Below are 17,277 nucleotides of genomic sequence, written 5' to 3'. Positions count from 1 at the left end.
GCAAGAAAGGTAAAAAAGTGTCCATGACGTGGCGCGTTGCTGGATGCCTGGTTAGCATAAGTTGTTGTGACTTTGACGTGGCAAGACGCTGCAATTGACGAAAAAACAATGAGGAAGAGCTTGTGGAAAAAGCCAAACGGGTGGTCTGGCGTCTGCTGGCTGCCAGCGTATACGTAATGGCGGTAAGCCAGGCGGTGCATGCCGATTCACTGGATGAACAACGTAACCGCTACGCCCAGATTAAACAGGCGTGGGACAACAAGCAGATGGATACCGTGCAGGCGCTGATGCCGACGCTCAAGGATTATCCGCTGTATCCGTATCTGGAGTATCGCCAGATTACCGACGATCTGATGAACCAGCCGACCGTCACCGTGAATAATTTCATTCAGGCGAACCCGACCCTGCCGCCTGCCCGAAATCTCCAGTCTCGTTTTGTGAATGAGCTGGCGCGGCGTGAAGACTGGCGAGGCCTGCTGGCGTTTAGCCCTGACAAGCCGAATACCACCGAAGCGCAGTGTAATTACTACTATGCGAAATGGGCGACCGGGCAGCAGGAAGAGGCCTGGGCCGGGGCGAAAGATCTGTGGCTGACCGGCAAAAGCCAGCCGAACGCCTGTGATTCCCTGTTCGGCGCATGGCGCGCTTCCGGCAAGCAGGATCCGCTGGCCTACCTTGAGCGCATCCGTCTGGCGATGAAAGCCGGCAACACGCGTCTGGTGACCGCGCTGGCAGGGCAGATGCCGTCCGATTACCAGACGATCTCCTCGGCGGTTATCGCGCTGGCAAACGATCCGAACAGCGTCCTGACCTTTGCCCGCAGCACGGGCTCGACCGATTTTACCCGCCAGATGGCGGCGGTAGCTTTTGCCAGCGTGGCGCGTGACGATGTCGAAAACGCGCGGCTGATGATCCCGCAGCTGGTGCAGGCGCAGCAGCTGAATGAAGATCAAACCCAGGAGCTGCGCGACATCGTGGCCTGGCGACTGATGGGCACGGACGTGACCGACGAACAGGCGCGCTGGCGTGACGATGCGATCATGCGCTCAAACTCGACCTCGCTTGTCGAGCGCCGCGTGCGCATGGCGCTGGGCACCGGCGACCGCCGTGGCCTCAACACCTGGCTCGCGCGTTTGCCGATGGAAGCCAAAGAGAAGGACGAATGGCGCTACTGGCAGGCCGATCTGCTGATGGAGCGCGGTCGTGAAGACGAAGCCAAAGAGATTCTTCACTCGCTGATGCAGCAGCGCGGGTTCTACCCGATGGCGGCGGCGCAACGGCTGGGCGAGGAGTACACGCTTAAGATCGACAAAGCGCCCGCTAACGCGAACCCCGCGCTGACGCAGAGGCCAGAGATGGCGCGCGTGCGCGAGCTGATGTACTGGAACATGGATAACACCGCGCGCAGCGAGTGGGCCAACCTGGTGACCAGCCGCACCACGGATGAAAAAGCGCAGCTTGCCCGCTATGCGTTTGATAATCGCTGGTGGGATCTGAGCGTGCAGGCGACGATTTCAGGCAAGCTGTGGGACCATCTCGAAGAGCGTTTCCCGCTGGCGTATAAAGATCTGTTTGACCGCTACACCAGCGGCAAAGATATCCCGCAAAGCTACGCCATGGCGATCGCCCGTCAGGAGAGCGCCTGGAACCCGAAAGTTCGTTCACCGGTGGGTGCCAGCGGGCTGATGCAAATTATGCCGGGGACGGCGACGCATACGGTGAAGATGTTCAACATTCCAGGTTACAGCAGCCCGTCACAGCTTCTCGATCCGGATACCAACATCAACATCGGCACCAGCTATTTGCAGTATGTCTATCAGCAGTTTGGCAATAACCGCATCTTCGCGTCGGCGGCGTATAACGCCGGTCCGGGCCGCGTGCGCACCTGGCTTGGCAACAGTGCAGGACGCATTGACGCAGTGGCGTTCGTGGAGAGCATTCCGTTCTCGGAAACGCGCGGCTACGTGAAGAACGTGCTGGCTTATGACGCCTACTATCGCTACTTCATGGGGCAGAAAGATACCCTGATGAGCGATGCCGAGTGGCAGAGACGTTACTGATCGGCATGGGTTGTGTTATGCTGTACTCGCTAAAGAGTACAAGAGGCAGCATAACATGACCCAGCATTCCCCGTATTCCTCGGCAATGGCCGAACAGCGTCACCAGGAGTGGCTTCGTTTTGTGGAGCTGCTTCGCCAGTCTTACGAGCAGGATTTGCACCTACCCCTCATGCAGCTGATGCTTACGCCGGACGAGCGTGAGGCGCTGGGCACGCGCGTTCGGATTATTGAAGAGCTATTGCGCGGTGAGATGAGCCAGCGCGAGCTGAAAAACGAGCTGGGCGCGGGCATCGCGACGATCACCCGTGGATCGAACAGCCTGAAGTCTGCGCCGGTTGAGCTGCGCCAGTGGCTCGAGTCGGTCTTATTGAGCGATCAACGATAAATGGCGTTATGAAACGGGCTCAGCGCCAGGATCACCGCCTGATGGTAAACCCCTGAACGCGTGAGCTTACCCGCCGTAAAGACGCCAATCGCCCCTTCTTTACGCCCAATCTCATCAATGCCGGTGTACTGTGACATCACCGGCCCGAGCGCTTCACCTGCACGCACTTTTTCCAGAATGATCTCCGGCAGCGGCAGGGTGGCTGAGCGCGCTTCGCCGCGCTGCTCACGGCTTTCAATCACCACCCAGCTAAAGGTTGCGCCTTCGTCGATGCCTGCTTCAATGGCGACCCAGTAGTCAGCCTTCGGGGCCGCGGCTTTTGCGTTTGCCACGCGATTTCGTGCGCCAGCGCGCGTTTCCTCGCTGCCAAACGGCTGTTCAGGTACGCCACTCTCGACGCCGATGGCCTCAATATGGCAGGATCCTTCGCCGAAAATCTCTTCAAAAGCCTTTAGAATTGCCTGAATTTTGGCAGGATTGGTGGTAGCAGAGACAACATGGTGCATAATTAAGCTCGATTCAAAAAAAACTCATCGCAGTATAACGGAAAAAAAGCATGTTACAGGTATACCTTGTTCGCCACGGTGAAACGCAGTGGAACGCCGAGCGACGTATTCAAGGCCAGTCAGACAGTCCTCTCACCGAGAAGGGTGTGCAGCAAGCGTGGCAGGTGGCGGAACGCGCCAGAACGCTGGGCATTACCCACGTTATTACCAGCGATTTAGGTCGCACACAGCAGACGGCGCGCATCATTGCCGACGCCTGCGGCTGCGATGTGATGCTTGAGCCGCGCCTGCGCGAGCTGGATATGGGCGTGCTTGAAAAGCGCCATATTGATACGCTGACGGAAACGGAGGAAGGCTGGCGCCGCACGCTGGTGAACGGTACCGAAGATGGTCGTATTCCTGAAGGGGAATCCATGCAGGAGCTGAGCGTGCGTATGCATGCCGCGCTGGCGGAATGCCTCAAGCTTCCGGCAGGCAGCCGTCCGCTGCTGGTGAGTCACGGTATCGCGCTCGGCTGCCTGGTGAGCACCATTCTGGGGTTACCGGCTTACGCTGAGCGTCGGTTACGCCTGCGTAACTGCTCCATTTCCCGGATTGATTATCAGGAAAGCGCGTGGCTGGCGTCGGGCTGGGTCGTGGAAATGGCAGGGGACATTTCGCATCTCGATGCCCCTGCGCTTGATGAACTGCAGCGTTAACGACGGACAGGAATCAAGAATTCCATACGCAGATTGATTGGGCCTTCTTCCGGTTTGGCATCCTGCGCCGGGTAGTAGCGCTCGATATCCTGACCTTTACGGCGATTGAGATTCAGCATTGGCATGCACGTCCCGTAAACGGTCAGGATAAACTCCTGGACGCCCGTACCCAGTCCTTCATACGAGAACATCACGTACTCGCCGCCTTCCAGCACGACCGGCTTCGAACCCTGAATGTAGCCATTCGCCAGCTCCGGCGTCAGCGCGGTGGTGTAAAACACCTCCTGCTCGTCGTCTTTTTCCTGGCTTGGGTGCGTTTCGTTGAGGCCATACAGGATCGGCGGAATGGCCGGCGCATGGCTCAGGAAATCGCGCCAGAACTGGACGCGCATCTGATGGCGGAACTCAGAAATCTGCTCCAGAGAGCACGAGTAGCTCTGGGTTGTACCGATCAGATGGGTTTCCGGCAGAGTGACCATTTCGTATTTCGGCATCGCGAACTCGCCCAGACGCAGCGGCGGACGCATGCCAAACGAGCTCCAGTCAGGCGAGCGGCGATAGAGCGCTGGCGTCAACGAGAACTGTTTTTTAAAGGCGCGGGTGAAGGTCTGCTGCGAATCAAAACGGTACTGCAGGGCAATATCCAGAATTGGCCGCGCGGTCAGGCGCAATGCCACCGCAGATTTCGATAAACGACGTGCGCGAATATAGGCACCGATAGCATGACCGGTGACATCCTTGAACATCCTTTGCAGATGCCACTTGGAATAGCCCGCTTTAGCCGCCACATTATCCAGTGACAAAGGCTGGTCGAGATGACCTTCCAGCCAGGTGAGCAGGTCGCGAATAATTCCAGCCTGATCCATATACTATCCTCATCCTTAAAACAGCAGGTGCCTGATAACAGGTTAGCGGATAATAGCATTTTTTGATGTTTTAGCATTCAGTGTTTTTTTTGCGCATTAATGCCTTTTCTCTCTCATTTTGGGTGAATATATTCTAATCCTGTGATCTTGCTACATTTTTGACTAACGTGTTGAATAATCGCTCAATGCAATTTTAAAGAATGGTAACAATATGAAATACAAGACTTTGCTTCTTACTGCCCTGTTGCTGGTAGCGGGCCGTGCGGCGCAGGCGGAACAGATTGGTTCTGTCGATACCGTGTTCAAAATGTTCGGTCCGGACCACAAAATTGTGGTGGAGGCGTTTGACGATCCGGACGTGAAAAACGTCACCTGCTACGTCAGCCGCGCGAAGACGGGCGGTATTAAAGGCGGCCTGGGGCTGGCGGAAGACACTTCCGATGCGGCGATCTCCTGTCAGCAGGTGGGACCGGTTGAGCTGAGCGATAAAATCAAAAACGGCAAAGCGCAGGGCGACGTGGTGTTCCAGAAACGGACCTCGCTGGTGTTTAAAAAGCTGCAGGTGGTGCGTTTCTATGATGCAAAACGCAACACCCTGGCCTACCTGGCGTATTCCGATAAAGTGGTGGAAGGGTCCCCGAAAAACGCCATTAGTGCGGTGCCGATTATGCCTTGGCATTAATTCAGGGATGAACCATGCAACAACCTGTAGTCTGGCTGGTTGAAGACGAAACCAGTATCGCCGATACGCTTATCTACATGCTTCAGCAGGAAGGATTTGCAGTAAAAGCGTTTGAGCGCGGTTTACCGGTGCTGGAGGCGGCGCGTCAGCAGGCTCCGGCGCTCGCCATTCTTGACGTCGGGCTGCCGGACATCAGCGGCTTTGAGCTCTGCCGCCAGCTTCTGGCGCAGCATCCGTCACTGCCCGTGCTGTTTCTGACGGCACGCAGTGACGAAGTGGATAAACTTCTCGGCCTGGAAATGGGCGCAGACGACTACGTCGCCAAGCCTTTCTCCCCGCGTGAGGTGTGCGCCCGGGTAAGGACCATTTTACGGCGGATGCAAAAATCCGCCGCCCCAGCGGAGACGGTGCGTATCGGACAGTTTGAGCTGAACGAAGCTGCCGCGCGAATTAGCTGGTGCGGTGAAGCATTACCGCTCACGCGCTATGAGTTTTTGCTGCTTAAAACGTTACTACAGGCTCCGGGACGGGTTTTCTCTCGGCAACAGTTAATGGACAAGGTGTGGGGCGAAGACGGCGACAGTTACGATCGTACCGTGGACACTCACATCAAGACCCTGCGCGCCAAGCTGCGGGCAGTGAATGAGGAACTGTCACCCATCAGCACCCATCGCGGTATGGGCTATAGCCTGGGGCTTTATTAATGCGCATCGGAATGCGTTTGCTGCTGGGGTACTTCCTGATCGTCGCCATCGCCGCATGGTTTGTGCTGTCGATCTTTGTTCAGGAAGTGAAGCCCGGCGTGCGCAGGGCAACCGAGGGCACGTTGATCGATACCGCGACCTTGCTCGCCGAAGTTGGGCGTGAGGATCTTCTTTCGGGCAATGCGCAGCAGGGCAGACTGGCGCAGGCCTTTTTACAGCTCCATCAGCGGCCTTTCCGCGCCAATATCGGCGGCATTCATAAGGTGCGCAACGAGTATCACGTCTACATGACCGATGCGCAGGGCCGCGTCGTGTTTGATTCTGCCGGCCTGGCCGTGGGGCAAGATTACTCTCGCTGGAACGATGTCTGGCTGACGCTTCGCGGCCAATACGGCGCGCGCAGTACCCAGAGCCATCCCGACGATCTGGAGAGCACGGTGATGTATGTTGCCGCACCGGTTGTGGAGCAGGGCAAGATAATCGGCGTGCTGTCGGTGGGGAAACCTAACAGCGCGATGGCGCCGGTTATCCAACGCAGCGAGAGGCGGATTCTGTGGGCTGGCGGGGCGCTGCTTGGCATTGCTTTACTGATCGGTTTTCTCGTCGCCTGGTGGATCAATCGTTCCATCAGTACGTTATCGCGCTATGCCGACTCGGTGACCACTGATACGCCTCTCCCGCTGCCTAATCCAGGTAGTAGCGAACTGCACAAGCTGGCTCAGGCGCTGGAAAATATGCGTATTCGCCTTGAAGGGAAAAACTACATTGAACACTATGTCCATGCGCTGACCCACGAGCTGAAAAGCCCAATAGCCGCCATACGCGGCGCGGCAGAAATTCTCACCGAGCAGCCGCCGCCGCAGGTGGCCGCGCGGTTTATCGATAATATTCTGGTGCAAAACGCGCGTATGCAGTCGCTGGTTGAAAAACTGCTGACTCAGGCGCGGCTTGAAAATCGGGTCGAGATTACGCCCCAGGTCGTCCGCGTCGACCTGCTGTTTACACGGCTTGCCGACGCGCGTTCGGCGCTATTGGCGGCAAAAGAGATTGCACTGACCCTCCAGCCCGCTTCGCTTCTTGTTGAAGGCGATCCCGACCTGCTCGAACAGGCGCTCGGTAATTTACTGGACAATGCTATCGATTTTACCCCACAGGGTGGTGCCATTGAACTGGCGGCCCGGGAAGAGCAGGGGCAGATACGGCTGAGCGTCACCGACAGCGGAAGCGGGATCCCGGATTATGCGCTGGAACGTATTTTTGAGCGCTTTTATTCCCTGCCGCGCGAGAACGGGTTGAAAAGTAGCGGACTCGGGCTGGCGTTTGTTCAGGAGGTGGCGCGTCTGCACCACGGAGAGATTACATTGCGTAATCGTGATGAAGGTGGCGTGATAGCCACGCTGACACTTCACCGTCCCTTCACATAACTTCAAACTGGCCCCACACAGCCTGGTTACGCTCTCCACATCACAAAGGAGACGTAATGATGAAATCCCCCCTGTTCTGGAAAGTAAGCACCCTGCTGGGGTGCATCCTGCTGTTGTTAGTCCCACTGTTTATGGTGAGTAACCTCATTTCAGAGCGTGAAAGCTACCGCAACGATGTCGAAAATACGCTTCGCCAGAGCACCAGCGGGCCGCAAAAATTGGTCGGCCCGCTGATTGCGATCCCGGTAACCGAGGTTTTTTACAAGTTAGAGGATGAGAAAAAAGTCGAGTACAAGAAAAGCTATATGCATTTTATCCTGCCGGAGTCTCTGCGCGTTGAGGGTAACCAGCGCGTTGAGTCGCGAAATATCGGCATCTATGACGGACAGATCTGGAATACCGACCTCAACATAAAAGCCCGATTCAACACGGAAAAAATGACGCAGCTGAAAGGGGAGTCGATGACCCTGGGGCAGCCGTTTATCGTTGTTGGCGTGGGCGATGCTCGAGGCATTGGCACGGTGAACGTCTCCAGTATCAACGGCGAGACGCTAAGTGTGGAGCCGGGTACAGGCGTGTATGGCGCGCTTCCCGGTATCCATATCCCGCTGACTGACAAGGCGCTGGAATTAAAAACGTTTGCTATGGATATTTCGCTGAATCTGACGGGAACAGGAAGTTTTGCCGTGGTACCTGTAGGACGTAGCAGTGAAATGGCGCTGAACAGCAACTGGCCGCATCCTGGCTTTATGGGTAATTATCTACCGGTGAAGCATAAAATTGGTGACGCCGGTTTTCAGGCGAACTGGCAGAGCAGCTGGTTTGCGAACAATCTTGAGAGCTGGTTCAACGGAAGCGAGTCGCCGTCATGGGAGTCGATCCCCGCCTTCAGCGTTACGGTAGCCACGCCCGCCGATCAGTATCAACTGACTGATCGGGCGATCAAGTACGCCATTTTGCTGATTGCGCTGACGTTTATGGCCTTCTTTGTTTTCGAGACCTTAACCGGGCTGCGCCTGCACCCGATGCAGTATCTGCTGGTGGGGCTGTCCCTGGTGCTGTTCTATCTGGTGCTATTGGCGCTATCAGAACATGTCGGGTTTACGCCAGCCTGGATAGTTGCAAGTTTGGTTGGTGCGGCGATGAACGGAATGTACCTGCAGGCCGTGCTGAAAAGCTGGAAGCGCAGCGGGTTGTTTGTGCTGGCTTTGCTGGGGCTGGACGTGGTGATGTGGTTCCTGCTGCGCTCGGAGGATAGCGCACTGCTGTTGGGGGCTGCGGTTCTCGCGCTGGCGCTGTTCGCCGTCATGTACCTGACTCGTCATTTCGACTGGTATTCGCTTTCACAGCCGAAGCGACCTGCGCCGCCCGCAGAGCCTGATAACGACACAATGCGGATCTGGAAATAAAAAAAACGGCGCAAATGCGCCGTTTTTTCATGCGTTAACTGCGGGATTACTCCTGCAGATCACCGCAGAAACGGTACCCTTCGCCGTGGATGGTGGCGATGATTTCCGGCGTATCAGGCGTCGATTCGAAATGCTTACGAATACGACGGATGGTCACGTCTACGGTACGGTCATGAGGCTTCAGCTCACGACCGGTCATTTTCTTCAGCAGTTCTGCACGGGACTGAATTTTGCCCGGATTTTCGCAGAAGTGCAGCATCGCGCGGAATTCGCTGCGCGGCAGCTTATACTGCTCACCGTTCGGGCTAATCAGCGAACGGCTATTGATATCAAGTTCCCAGCCGTTGAATTTGTAGCTGTCGACGCTACGACGCTCTTCGCTGACCGTGCCCAGGTTCATGGTGCGGGACAGCAGGTTGCGTGCACGAATGGTTAACTCGCGAGGGTTGAACGGTTTGGTGATGTAGTCATCCGCACCGATCTCCAGGCCAAGAATTTTATCAACTTCGTTATCACGGCCCGTCAGGAACATTAACGCGACGTTCGCCTGTTCACGCAGTTCGCGCGCCAGCAGAAGACCGTTTTTGCCCGGCAGGTTGATATCCATGATCACCAGGTTGATATCATTTTCAGAAAGGATCTGATGCATCTCTGCGCCATCGGTCGCTTCAAAGACATCGTAGCCTTCTGCTTCGAAAATGCTCTTTAACGTGTTGCGTGTTACCAACTCGTCTTCAACGATAAGAATGTGCGGGGTCTGCATGTTTGCTACCTAAATTGCCAACTAAATCGAAACAGGAAGTACAAAAGTCCCTGACCTGCCTGATACATGTCGCAAATTAACATGATCGGCTTAACGTGACTAAAGTACGTAATTGCGTTCTTGATGCACTTTCCATCAACGTCAACAACATCATTAGCTTGGTCTTGGGTACTTTCCCTTTGGACCCGACAGTGTCAAAAACGGCTGTCATCCTAACCATTTTAACAGCAACATAACAGGCTAAGTGACACCAGACACCCAATAAAACTACGCTTCGTTGACATATATCAAGTTCAATTGTAGCACGTTAACAGTTTGATGAAATCATCGTAGCCGAATGCTAGCCTTTGTCACAATTTTTCAATAAACCAACTAGTTGCGGAGATTGATTTATAAACAAAGCGAATCCAATCAGAACAGGGTATTCACGTTGCCATTATCATTATAAAACATAGGGATAATAGGCTTCTGTTAACATTCTAACTGATTGTTCAGACACAAAATAGTTTAGCGTCTTTAATTTGTTATGAAACGCTATTTCGGTGATTTGTGTTGCAAATTTGTAAATTCGTGCTGCGTAATATGTTGAAGTGCATCACACTTTTCTCCGCTAACTGATTAAAAAGAGAGCATAAATGCATCTGTCGATTGTACTGGTCGCTCCAGCCAGAGCCGAAAATATAGGCGCTGCGGCGCGTGCCATGAAGACCATGGGTTTTACCGATTTACGTATTGTGGACAGCACTGCGCACCTGGAGCCTGCCGCCCGCTGGGTGGCGCACGGTTCGGGGGATATTCTCGATAATATAACGACTTACGCTACGCTTGCCGACGCGCTGCATGACATTTCATTTACCGTTGCCACCACAGCACGCAGCCGGGCGAAGTTCCACTATTACGCCACGCCTGCTGAACTGGTGCCCATGCTGGAAGAGAAAAGCCAGTGGCTTGAGAAAGCCGCGCTGGTATTTGGTCGTGAAGATTCCGGGCTCACCAACGAAGAGCTTGAGCTGGCGGACGTTCTCACCGGTGCGCCGATGGTAGCCGATTATCCTTCCCTGAATTTAGGCCAGGCGGTAATGGTCTATTGCTATCAATTAGCTTCCCTAATGCAAATCCCTCAACCCCAGACAGAAGCCGCCAATGAAAATCAGCTGGCCGCGCTTCGTGCTCGCGTAGAGCGTCTTTTATCGAGCCTTGGCGTTGCGGACGATCAAAAAATGGCCGACTGGCTACAGCAGCGCCTTGGACGTCTTGAGCAGCGGGACACCGCCATGTTGCACCGTTTGCTGCACGATATTGAAAAAAAATTGGCCGAGTAAAATGCTGTCATAATTTTTTACTATGGCGAAATGGTCTGTCGTGGAGGGTTGCGACTGGGGGATTCGGATGAAAATAAAACGTCACGCAGCGTGACGTGAACGTCCGCGGAATTGTGATCAAATTAAAAATTCATTGACTTAAGGTGCCCGATCCTTTAACCCTAAAAGAATACAGCACAGACAGATAATAATGACAGAGTACACAACATCCATGAAACGCATCAGCATCAGCATCACCACCATTACCACAACCATCATCATTACCACAGGTAACGATGCGGGCTGACGCGTACAGGAAAAACAGAAAAAAGCCCGCACCTGAACAGTGCGGGCTTTTTTTTCGGCTAAAGGAAACGAGGTAGAACCATGCGAGTGTTGAAGTTCGGCGGTACATCAGTGGCAAATGCAGAACGTTTTCTGCGTGTTGCCGATATCCTGGAGAGCAACGCCAGGCAGGGGCAGGTTGCGACCGTGCTCTCTGCCCCGGCAAAAATCACAAACCATCTGGTGGCGATGATTGAAAAGACCATCGGGGGCCAGGATGCACTCCCGAACATCAGCGATGCCGAGCGTATCTTCGCCGAGCTGCTGCAGGGGCTGGCAGAGGCACAGCCTGGTTTCCCGCTCGCGCAGCTGAAGTCTTTCGTTGAGCAGGAGTTTGCTCAGATCAAACATGTGCTGCACGGCATCAGCCTGCTGGGCCAGTGCCCGGACAGCGTCAACGCGGCGCTGATCTGCCGGGGCGAAAAACTTTCCATCGCCATCATGGCGGGCGTGCTGGAAGCGCGCGGCCACAACGTTACCGTGATCAATCCGGTTGAGAAATTGCTGGCAGCGGGCCACTACCTCGAATCTACCGTTGATATTGCCGAATCAACCCGCCGTATTGCCGCGAGCAAAATCCCCTCTGACCATATGATCCTGATGGCGGGCTTTACCGCAGGAAATGAGAAGGGTGAACTGGTAGTGCTGGGCCGTAACGGATCCGACTACTCTGCCGCCGTGCTGGCCGCCTGTTTACGCGCTGACTGCTGTGAGATCTGGACTGACGTCGACGGCGTCTATACCTGCGATCCGCGCCAGGTGCCGGACGCCAGGCTGCTGAAGTCGATGTCCTACCAGGAAGCGATGGAGCTTTCCTACTTCGGCGCCAAAGTGCTTCACCCGCGTACCATCTCCCCCATTGCCCAGTTCCAGATCCCATGCCTGATTAAAAACACCGGTAACCCGCAGGCGCCAGGCACGCTGATTGGTGCCAGCAGCGATGAAGATGGTCTGCCGGTGAAAGGCATTTCCAACCTGAATAATATGGCAATGTTCAGCGTCTCCGGTCCGGGGATGAAGGGGATGGTCGGCATGGCGGCGCGCGTTTTTGCGGCCATGTCACGCAACGGTATCTCGGTGGTGCTGATCACCCAGTCCTCTTCCGAATACAGCATCAGCTTCTGCGTGCCTCAGGTCGACTGTCTGCGCGCCCGCCGCGCGCTGGAAGAAGAGTTCTATCTGGAGTTGAAAGAGGAACTGCTGGAGCCGCTCTCCATTCAGGAGCGCCTGGCGGTGATTTCCGTGGTTGGCGACGGTATGCGCACGCTGCGCGGTATCTCCGCCAAATTCTTTGCCGCGCTGGCGCGGGCCAATATCAACATCGTGGCGATTGCTCAGGGCTCGTCCGAGCGTTCAATCTCCGTGGTGGTGGATAACGATGACGCCACTACCGGCGTGCGCGTGGTTCACCAGATGCTGTTCAACACCGATCAGGTTATCGAGCTGTTCCTGATTGGCGTGGGCGGCGTCGGCGGTGCGCTGCTGGAGCAGGTGAAGCGCCAGCAGGAGTGGCTTAAGAAAAAGCACATCGATCTGCGCGTCTGCGGAATTGCGAACTCGAAAGCGCTGCTTACTAACGTTCACGGTCTGAACCTGGAGAACTGGCAGGCGGAGCTGGAAGAGGCGAAAGAGCCGTTCAACCTGGGGCGCCTGATCCGTCTGGTGAAAGAGTATCACCTGCTTAACCCGGTTATCGTTGACTGTACCTCGAACCAGGCGGTGGCCGACCAGTACGCCGACTTCCTGCGCGAAGGCTTCCACGTGGTGACGCCGAACAAAAAGGCCAACACCTCGTCGATGGATTACTATCACCAGCTGCGCCTGGCGGCGAGCAAGTCGCGCCGCAAGTTCCTGTACGACACCAACGTCGGCGCCGGCCTGCCGGTCATCGAGAACCTGCAAAACCTGCTGAACGCGGGCGACGAATTGCAGCGTTTCTCCGGCATCCTCTCCGGCTCCCTGTCGTTTATCTTCGGCAAGCTGGATGAAGGGATGAGCCTGTCGGAAGCCACCCGTGCCGCGCGCGAGCTGGGCTACACCGAGCCAGATCCGCGCGACGATCTCTCCGGGATGGACGTGGCGCGCAAGCTGCTGATCCTGGTGCGCGAAACGGGCCGCGAGCTGGAGCTTTCGGATATCGTGATTGAACCGGTGCTGCCAGCCGAGTTTGACACCAGCGGCGATGTCAGCACCTTTATGGCGAATTTACCTCAGCTTGACGATGCCTTTGCCGCACGCGTTGCGAAAGCCCGTGATGAAGGTAAGGTATTGCGCTATGTTGGCAACATTGAAGAGGACGGCGTATGCCGGGTGAAGATTGCCGAAGTGGATGGTAACGACCCGCTGTACAAAGTCAAAAACGGCGAAAACGCCCTCGCGTTTTACAGCCACTATTATCAGCCATTGCCGCTGGTGCTTCGCGGCTATGGCGCAGGGAATGATGTGACGGCGGCGGGCGTGTTTGCCGACCTGCTGCGTACCCTGTCATGGAAGTTAGGAGTTTAAGATGGTTAAAGTATATGCCCCGGCTTCCAGCGCCAATATGAGCGTCGGATTTGACGTGCTGGGTGCGGCGGTGACGCCGGTGGATGGTTCGCTGCTGGGCGATACGGTAACGGTTGAGGCGGCAGAAAGCTTCAGCCTGAATAACGTCGGCCGTTTCGCCAGTAAGCTGCCGCCTGAACCACGCGAGAATATCGTTTATCAGTGCTGGGAGCGCTTCTGTCAGGAGATTGGCAAAAACGTGCCGGTCGCCATGACGCTGGAAAAAAGCATGCCGATTGGTTCGGGCCTGGGCTCCAGCGCCTGCTCGGTTGTCGCCGCGCTGGTGGCGATGAACGAGCACTGCGGCAAGCCGCTGAACAATAGCCGTCTGCTGGCGCTGATGGGCGAGCTGGAAGGGCGCATCTCCGGCAGTATTCATTACGATAACGTCGCACCGTGCTTCCTCGGCGGCATGCAGCTGATGATTGAAGAAAATGGCATCATCAGCCAGCAGGTGCCAGGGTTTGATGAGTGGCTGTGGGTGCTGGCGTATCCGGGCATCAAGGTCTCTACCGCGGAAGCGCGTGCGATCCTGCCGGCGCAGTATCGTCGTCAGGACTGTATCGCCCACGGGCGTCACCTGGCGGGCTTTATTCACGCCTGCTACACCCGCCAGCCGCAGCTGGCGGCGAAACTGATGAAAGACGTCATTGCCGAGCCGTACCGTACGAAGCTGCTTCCTGGCTTTAACGAGGCGCGACAGGCTTCAATGGATATCGGCGCGCAGGCGTGCGGCATCTCCGGCTCCGGCCCGACGCTGTTCGCCCTGTGCGATAAGCCAGACACCGCGCAGCGCGTGGCGGACTGGCTCTCTAAACACTACCTGCAAAATCAGGAAGGCTTTGTTCATATTTGCCGTCTGGACACGGCTGGCGCACGAGTACTGGGATAACGAATGAAACTCTACAACCTTAAAGATCATAACGAGCAGGTCAGCTTCGCGCAGGCGGTGACTCAGGGGCTGGGCAAAAATCAGGGGCTGTTTTTCCCGCACGACCTGCCGGAATTTCAGCTGACCGAAATCGATGAGCTGCTGAAGCTGGACTTTGTCACCCGCAGCACCAAAATTCTGTCTGCGTTTATTGGCGATGAAATCCCGCAGGAGCTGCTGGAAGAGCGCGTGCGTGCGGCGTTTGCTTTCCCGGCTCCGGTTAAGCAGGTTGAGCCTGACGTCGGTTGTCTGGAGCTGTTCCACGGCCCGACCCTGGCGTTTAAAGACTTCGGCGGCCGCTTTATGGCGCAGATGCTGACCCACATCAGCGGCGACAAGCCGGTGACCATCCTGACCGCCACCTCCGGTGATACCGGTGCGGCGGTGGCACACGCGTTCTACGGCCTGAAAAACGTCCGCGTGGTGATCCTCTATCCGAAAGGCAAGATCAGCCCGTTGCAGGAAAAACTGTTCTGCACCCTCGGCGGCAACATTGAAACCGTGGCGATCGACGGCGATTTCGATGCCTGCCAGGCGCTGGTCAAGCAAGCGTTCGATGATGAAGAGCTGAAGGCCGCGCTGGGGCTGAACTCGGCGAACTCCATCAACATCAGCCGCCTGCTGGCGCAGATCTGCTACTACTTCGAAGCGGTGGCTCAGCTGCCGCAGGAAGCGCGCAATCAGCTGGTAGTTTCCGTACCAAGCGGCAACTTCGGCGACCTGACGGCGGGGCTACTGGCGAAATCTCTCGGTCTGCCGGTGAAACGCTTTATCGCTGCCACCAACGCCAACGATACTGTTCCGCGCTTCCTGAAAGACGGCAAATGGGCGCCTAACGCCACGCAGGCGACGCTCTCCAATGCCATGGACGTGTCGCAGCCGAACAACTGGCCGCGCGTGGAAGAGCTGTTCCGCCGCAAGGTGTGGCGTCTGGGTGACCTGGGCTACGCTGCGGTGACGGACGAAACCACCAAAGCCACCATGCGCGAGCTGAAAGCGGTGGGCTACACCTCTGAGCCGCACGCGGCAATTGCTTACCGCGCGCTGCGCGACCAGCTTAACCCGGGTGAATATGGCCTGTTCCTGGGCACCGCGCATCCGGCGAAGTTCAAAGAGAGCGTGGAAGATATTCTGGGCGAAACGCTGCCGCTGCCAAAAGAGCTGGCCGAGCGCGCCGACCTGCCGCTGCTGTCTCATGAGCTGCCGGCGGATTTCGCGGCACTGCGGAATCTGATGATGACGCGCGCGTAATTTTGTTGCCCGGTGGCGCTACGCCTTACCGGGCCTACAACGACGAGATGACCGTAGGCCGGGTAAGCACAGCGCCACCCGGCTTTTTTATGAAGAAATTAAGGAGAAAAATTGCAGGAAAAAAGCAGAAATTCCCAATAAATGCGGTCACTTAGCGTTTAGGATTGCAGAGAATAACATCCACCGTTCCCCTCGCGTACTCTCCTTACATCGGCCCACGTTGGGCAAGAAGAATAAGGAGTCACCTGTGTCTACACTAAAACCTGCACTCATCGCGCTTTCTCTGGTGCTGGTCGCCCCCATGGCGGTACAGGCATCTGAAATTACTCTCGTACCTGCGGTAAAACTGCAGATTGGCGATCGGGACAATAGCGGGCATTACTGGGATGGCGGCCGCTGGCGCGACCACGACTGGTGGAAGGCGCATTATGACTGGCGCGATAACCACTGGCGTCCGCATGACGAGCATCGCGATCGTGATGACCGACACGACCATCATCACGACGACCACCGTCCGGGCCCGGACTGGAAGCACCATTAACGCAAAACCCCGCCAGATGGCGGGGTTTAGTTTTACTGCTCGTGGCGCTTAAATACCAGCTCACCTTTCCCTGACGACGCCTCGTCAAAGAAATAGCCGTCGGTGTTGAATCCCGTTAACTGCTCCGGCTTCGTCAGGCGGTTCTGAATGATGTAGCGGCTCATCAGGCCACGCGCTTTTTTCGCATAGAAGCTGATGACCTTGAACTTGCCGTTCTTCTCATCAAGGAAGACCGGCTTAACGATCTCCGCGTTCAGCTTTTTCGGCTTCACCGACTTGTAGTACTCATCGGATGCCAGGTTAACCACCACGTTATCACCCTGAGCATGCAGCGCCGCGTTCAGCTTGTCGGTGATGATGTCGCCCCAGAAATGGTAAAGGTCTTTGCCTTTGGCGTTTTCCAGGCGAATCCCCATCTCCAGACGATATGGCTGCATCAGATCCAGCGGGCGCAGTACGCCATACAGGCCCGACAGCATTCGCAGATGCTGCTGGGCAAAATCAAAGTCGGCTTCGCTAAAATCTTCCGCCTGCAGGCCGGTGTAAACATCGCCCTTAAACGCCAGGATCGCCTGGCGCGCGTTGGCGGGGGTGAAATCCGGGTGCCACTCGTGGAACCGGGTCGCGTTCAGGTCTGCCAGCTTGTCGCTGATGCTCATCAGCGAGGCGATTTGCGGCGCAGAGAGTTTGCGCGCTTCGCGGATCAGCTGTTGCGAATAGTCCAGCAGTTCTGGCTGGGTATAACGCTCGGTGGCGAGCGGGCTCTGGTAGTCGAGCGTTTTTGCAGGTGAAATCAGAATCAGCATATCCAGTCCTTGCAGGAAATTTAGAGCGACTTTAACAAAAAATCGCCCTGAATTGATCGAT

Annotated in this window: 18 protein-coding genes and 1 other annotated feature; of the genes, 14 read left to right on the top strand and 4 right to left on the bottom strand. The window is 56.1% G+C overall.

Features of this window, described 5'->3' with window-relative positions:
* Positions 1-122 precede the first annotated feature (122 nt).
* Both sltY and trpR read left to right on the top strand, forming a co-directional pair.
* The gene (gene sltY / locus HBA26_RS01525) at positions 123-2,060 is read left to right on the top strand and encodes a murein transglycosylase (protein ID WP_126345432.1); all 1,938 of its coding nucleotides are present in this window, start codon (positions 123-125) and stop codon (positions 2,058-2,060) included.
* Between the two features lie 55 nt (positions 2,061-2,115).
* Entirely contained in the window at positions 2,116-2,445 is a 330-nt protein-coding gene (gene trpR / locus HBA26_RS01520; RefSeq protein ID WP_024907404.1) for a trp operon repressor, read from the top strand.
* Here the strand turns inward: trpR and yjjX are convergent.
* Positions 2,436-2,951, bottom strand: a complete 516-nt coding sequence (yjjX, locus tag HBA26_RS01515; RefSeq protein ID WP_045259419.1) for an inosine/xanthosine triphosphatase — start codon at positions 2,949-2,951, stop codon at positions 2,436-2,438. The two genes, trpR and yjjX, sit on opposite strands and share 10 nt — an antisense overlap.
* A gap of 50 nt (positions 2,952-3,001) precedes the next feature.
* Here yjjX and gpmB point away from each other — a divergent pair, with 50 nt between their 5' ends.
* A complete protein-coding gene (gpmB, locus tag HBA26_RS01510; protein ID WP_008502057.1) occupies positions 3,002-3,649 on the top strand; it encodes a 2,3-diphosphoglycerate-dependent phosphoglycerate mutase GpmB in 648 nt (215 codons plus the stop codon).
* Here gpmB and robA read toward each other — a convergent pair.
* On the bottom strand, positions 3,646-4,515 hold the full coding sequence (gene robA / locus HBA26_RS01505) for an MDR efflux pump AcrAB transcriptional activator RobA (protein WP_028015450.1): 870 nt from the start codon (positions 4,513-4,515) through the stop codon (positions 3,646-3,648). The two genes, gpmB and robA, sit on opposite strands and share 4 nt — an antisense overlap.
* A 211-nt stretch (positions 4,516-4,726) precedes the next feature.
* Between robA and creA the strand changes: the two genes are divergently transcribed.
* Genes creA through creD form a run of 4 tightly spaced genes read left to right on the top strand, consistent with a single transcriptional unit; the run spans position 4,727 to position 8,734 of the window.
* The gene (gene creA, locus HBA26_RS01500; protein WP_014882476.1) at positions 4,727-5,197 is read left to right on the top strand and encodes a protein CreA; all 471 of its coding nucleotides are present in this window, start codon (positions 4,727-4,729) and stop codon (positions 5,195-5,197) included.
* 14 nt (positions 5,198-5,211) lie between these two features.
* Positions 5,212-5,901, top strand: a complete 690-nt coding sequence (gene creB / locus HBA26_RS01495; protein WP_049137697.1) for a two-component system response regulator CreB — start codon at positions 5,212-5,214, stop codon at positions 5,899-5,901.
* Positions 5,901-7,325, top strand: coding sequence for a two-component system sensor histidine kinase CreC (gene creC, locus HBA26_RS01490; RefSeq protein WP_126345433.1), 1,425 nt, complete (start codon positions 5,901-5,903; stop codon positions 7,323-7,325). The genes creB and creC overlap by 1 nt, the downstream gene beginning before the upstream one ends.
* Positions 7,326-7,381: 56 nt before the next feature.
* Entirely contained in the window at positions 7,382-8,734 is a 1,353-nt protein-coding gene (gene creD / locus HBA26_RS01485) for a cell envelope integrity protein CreD (RefSeq protein WP_126345434.1), read from the top strand.
* A 46-nt stretch (positions 8,735-8,780) separates the two neighbouring features.
* On the opposite strand, the gene arcA is transcribed toward creD, so the two are convergent.
* Positions 8,781-9,497, bottom strand: coding sequence for a two-component system response regulator ArcA (gene arcA / locus HBA26_RS01480; RefSeq protein WP_003856501.1), 717 nt, complete (start codon positions 9,495-9,497; stop codon positions 8,781-8,783).
* A gap of 95 nt (positions 9,498-9,592) precedes the next feature.
* Between arcA and yjjY the strand changes: the two genes are divergently transcribed.
* The 7 genes from yjjY to HBA26_RS01445 all read left to right on the top strand — a co-directional run bounded on the left by yjjY (position 9,593) and on the right by HBA26_RS01445 (position 16,410).
* Positions 9,593-9,733, top strand: coding sequence for a protein YjjY (gene yjjY / locus HBA26_RS01475; RefSeq protein ID WP_085928893.1), 141 nt, complete (start codon positions 9,593-9,595; stop codon positions 9,731-9,733).
* 399 nt (positions 9,734-10,132) lie between these two features.
* Positions 10,133-10,819: a tRNA/rRNA methyltransferase gene (locus HBA26_RS01470; protein WP_045259421.1), complete on the top strand. Its 687-nt coding sequence runs from the start codon at positions 10,133-10,135 to the stop codon at positions 10,817-10,819.
* A 190-nt stretch (positions 10,820-11,009) separates the two neighbouring features.
* Positions 11,010-11,105, top strand: a complete 96-nt coding sequence (gene thrL / locus HBA26_RS01465; protein WP_202820751.1) for a thr operon leader peptide — start codon at positions 11,010-11,012, stop codon at positions 11,103-11,105.
* Positions 11,044-11,161, top strand: a sequence feature (Thr leader region). Its footprint overlaps the gene before it by 62 nt.
* A 24-nt stretch (positions 11,162-11,185) precedes the next feature.
* On the top strand, positions 11,186-13,648 hold the full coding sequence (gene thrA, locus HBA26_RS01460; protein WP_028015456.1) for a bifunctional aspartate kinase/homoserine dehydrogenase I: 2,463 nt from the start codon (positions 11,186-11,188) through the stop codon (positions 13,646-13,648).
* A 1-nt stretch (position 13,649) separates the two neighbouring features.
* Complete coding sequence (gene thrB, locus HBA26_RS01455; RefSeq protein ID WP_041911275.1) at positions 13,650-14,579, top strand: homoserine kinase; 930 nt, start codon at positions 13,650-13,652, stop codon at positions 14,577-14,579.
* A gap of 3 nt (positions 14,580-14,582) precedes the next feature.
* Positions 14,583-15,869: a threonine synthase gene (thrC, locus tag HBA26_RS01450; protein ID WP_045259424.1), complete on the top strand. Its 1,287-nt coding sequence runs from the start codon at positions 14,583-14,585 to the stop codon at positions 15,867-15,869.
* Between the two features lie 247 nt (positions 15,870-16,116).
* On the top strand, positions 16,117-16,410 hold the full coding sequence (locus HBA26_RS01445) for a DUF2502 domain-containing protein (RefSeq protein WP_028015459.1): 294 nt from the start codon (positions 16,117-16,119) through the stop codon (positions 16,408-16,410).
* A gap of 32 nt (positions 16,411-16,442) precedes the next feature.
* On the opposite strand, the gene yaaA is transcribed toward HBA26_RS01445, so the two are convergent.
* Complete coding sequence (gene yaaA / locus HBA26_RS01440; RefSeq protein ID WP_028015460.1) at positions 16,443-17,216, bottom strand: peroxide stress protein YaaA; 774 nt, start codon at positions 17,214-17,216, stop codon at positions 16,443-16,445.
* Positions 17,217-17,277 lie beyond the last annotated feature (61 nt).

This window comes from Enterobacter sp. 725m/11, assembly GCF_011683705.1.
GTDB classification, from domain to species: Bacteria; Pseudomonadota; Gammaproteobacteria; order Enterobacterales; family Enterobacteriaceae; genus Enterobacter; species Enterobacter bugandensis.
Note: the sequence above shows the minus strand (reverse complement) of the source record. Positions and strands in the feature narration are given on the sequence as shown.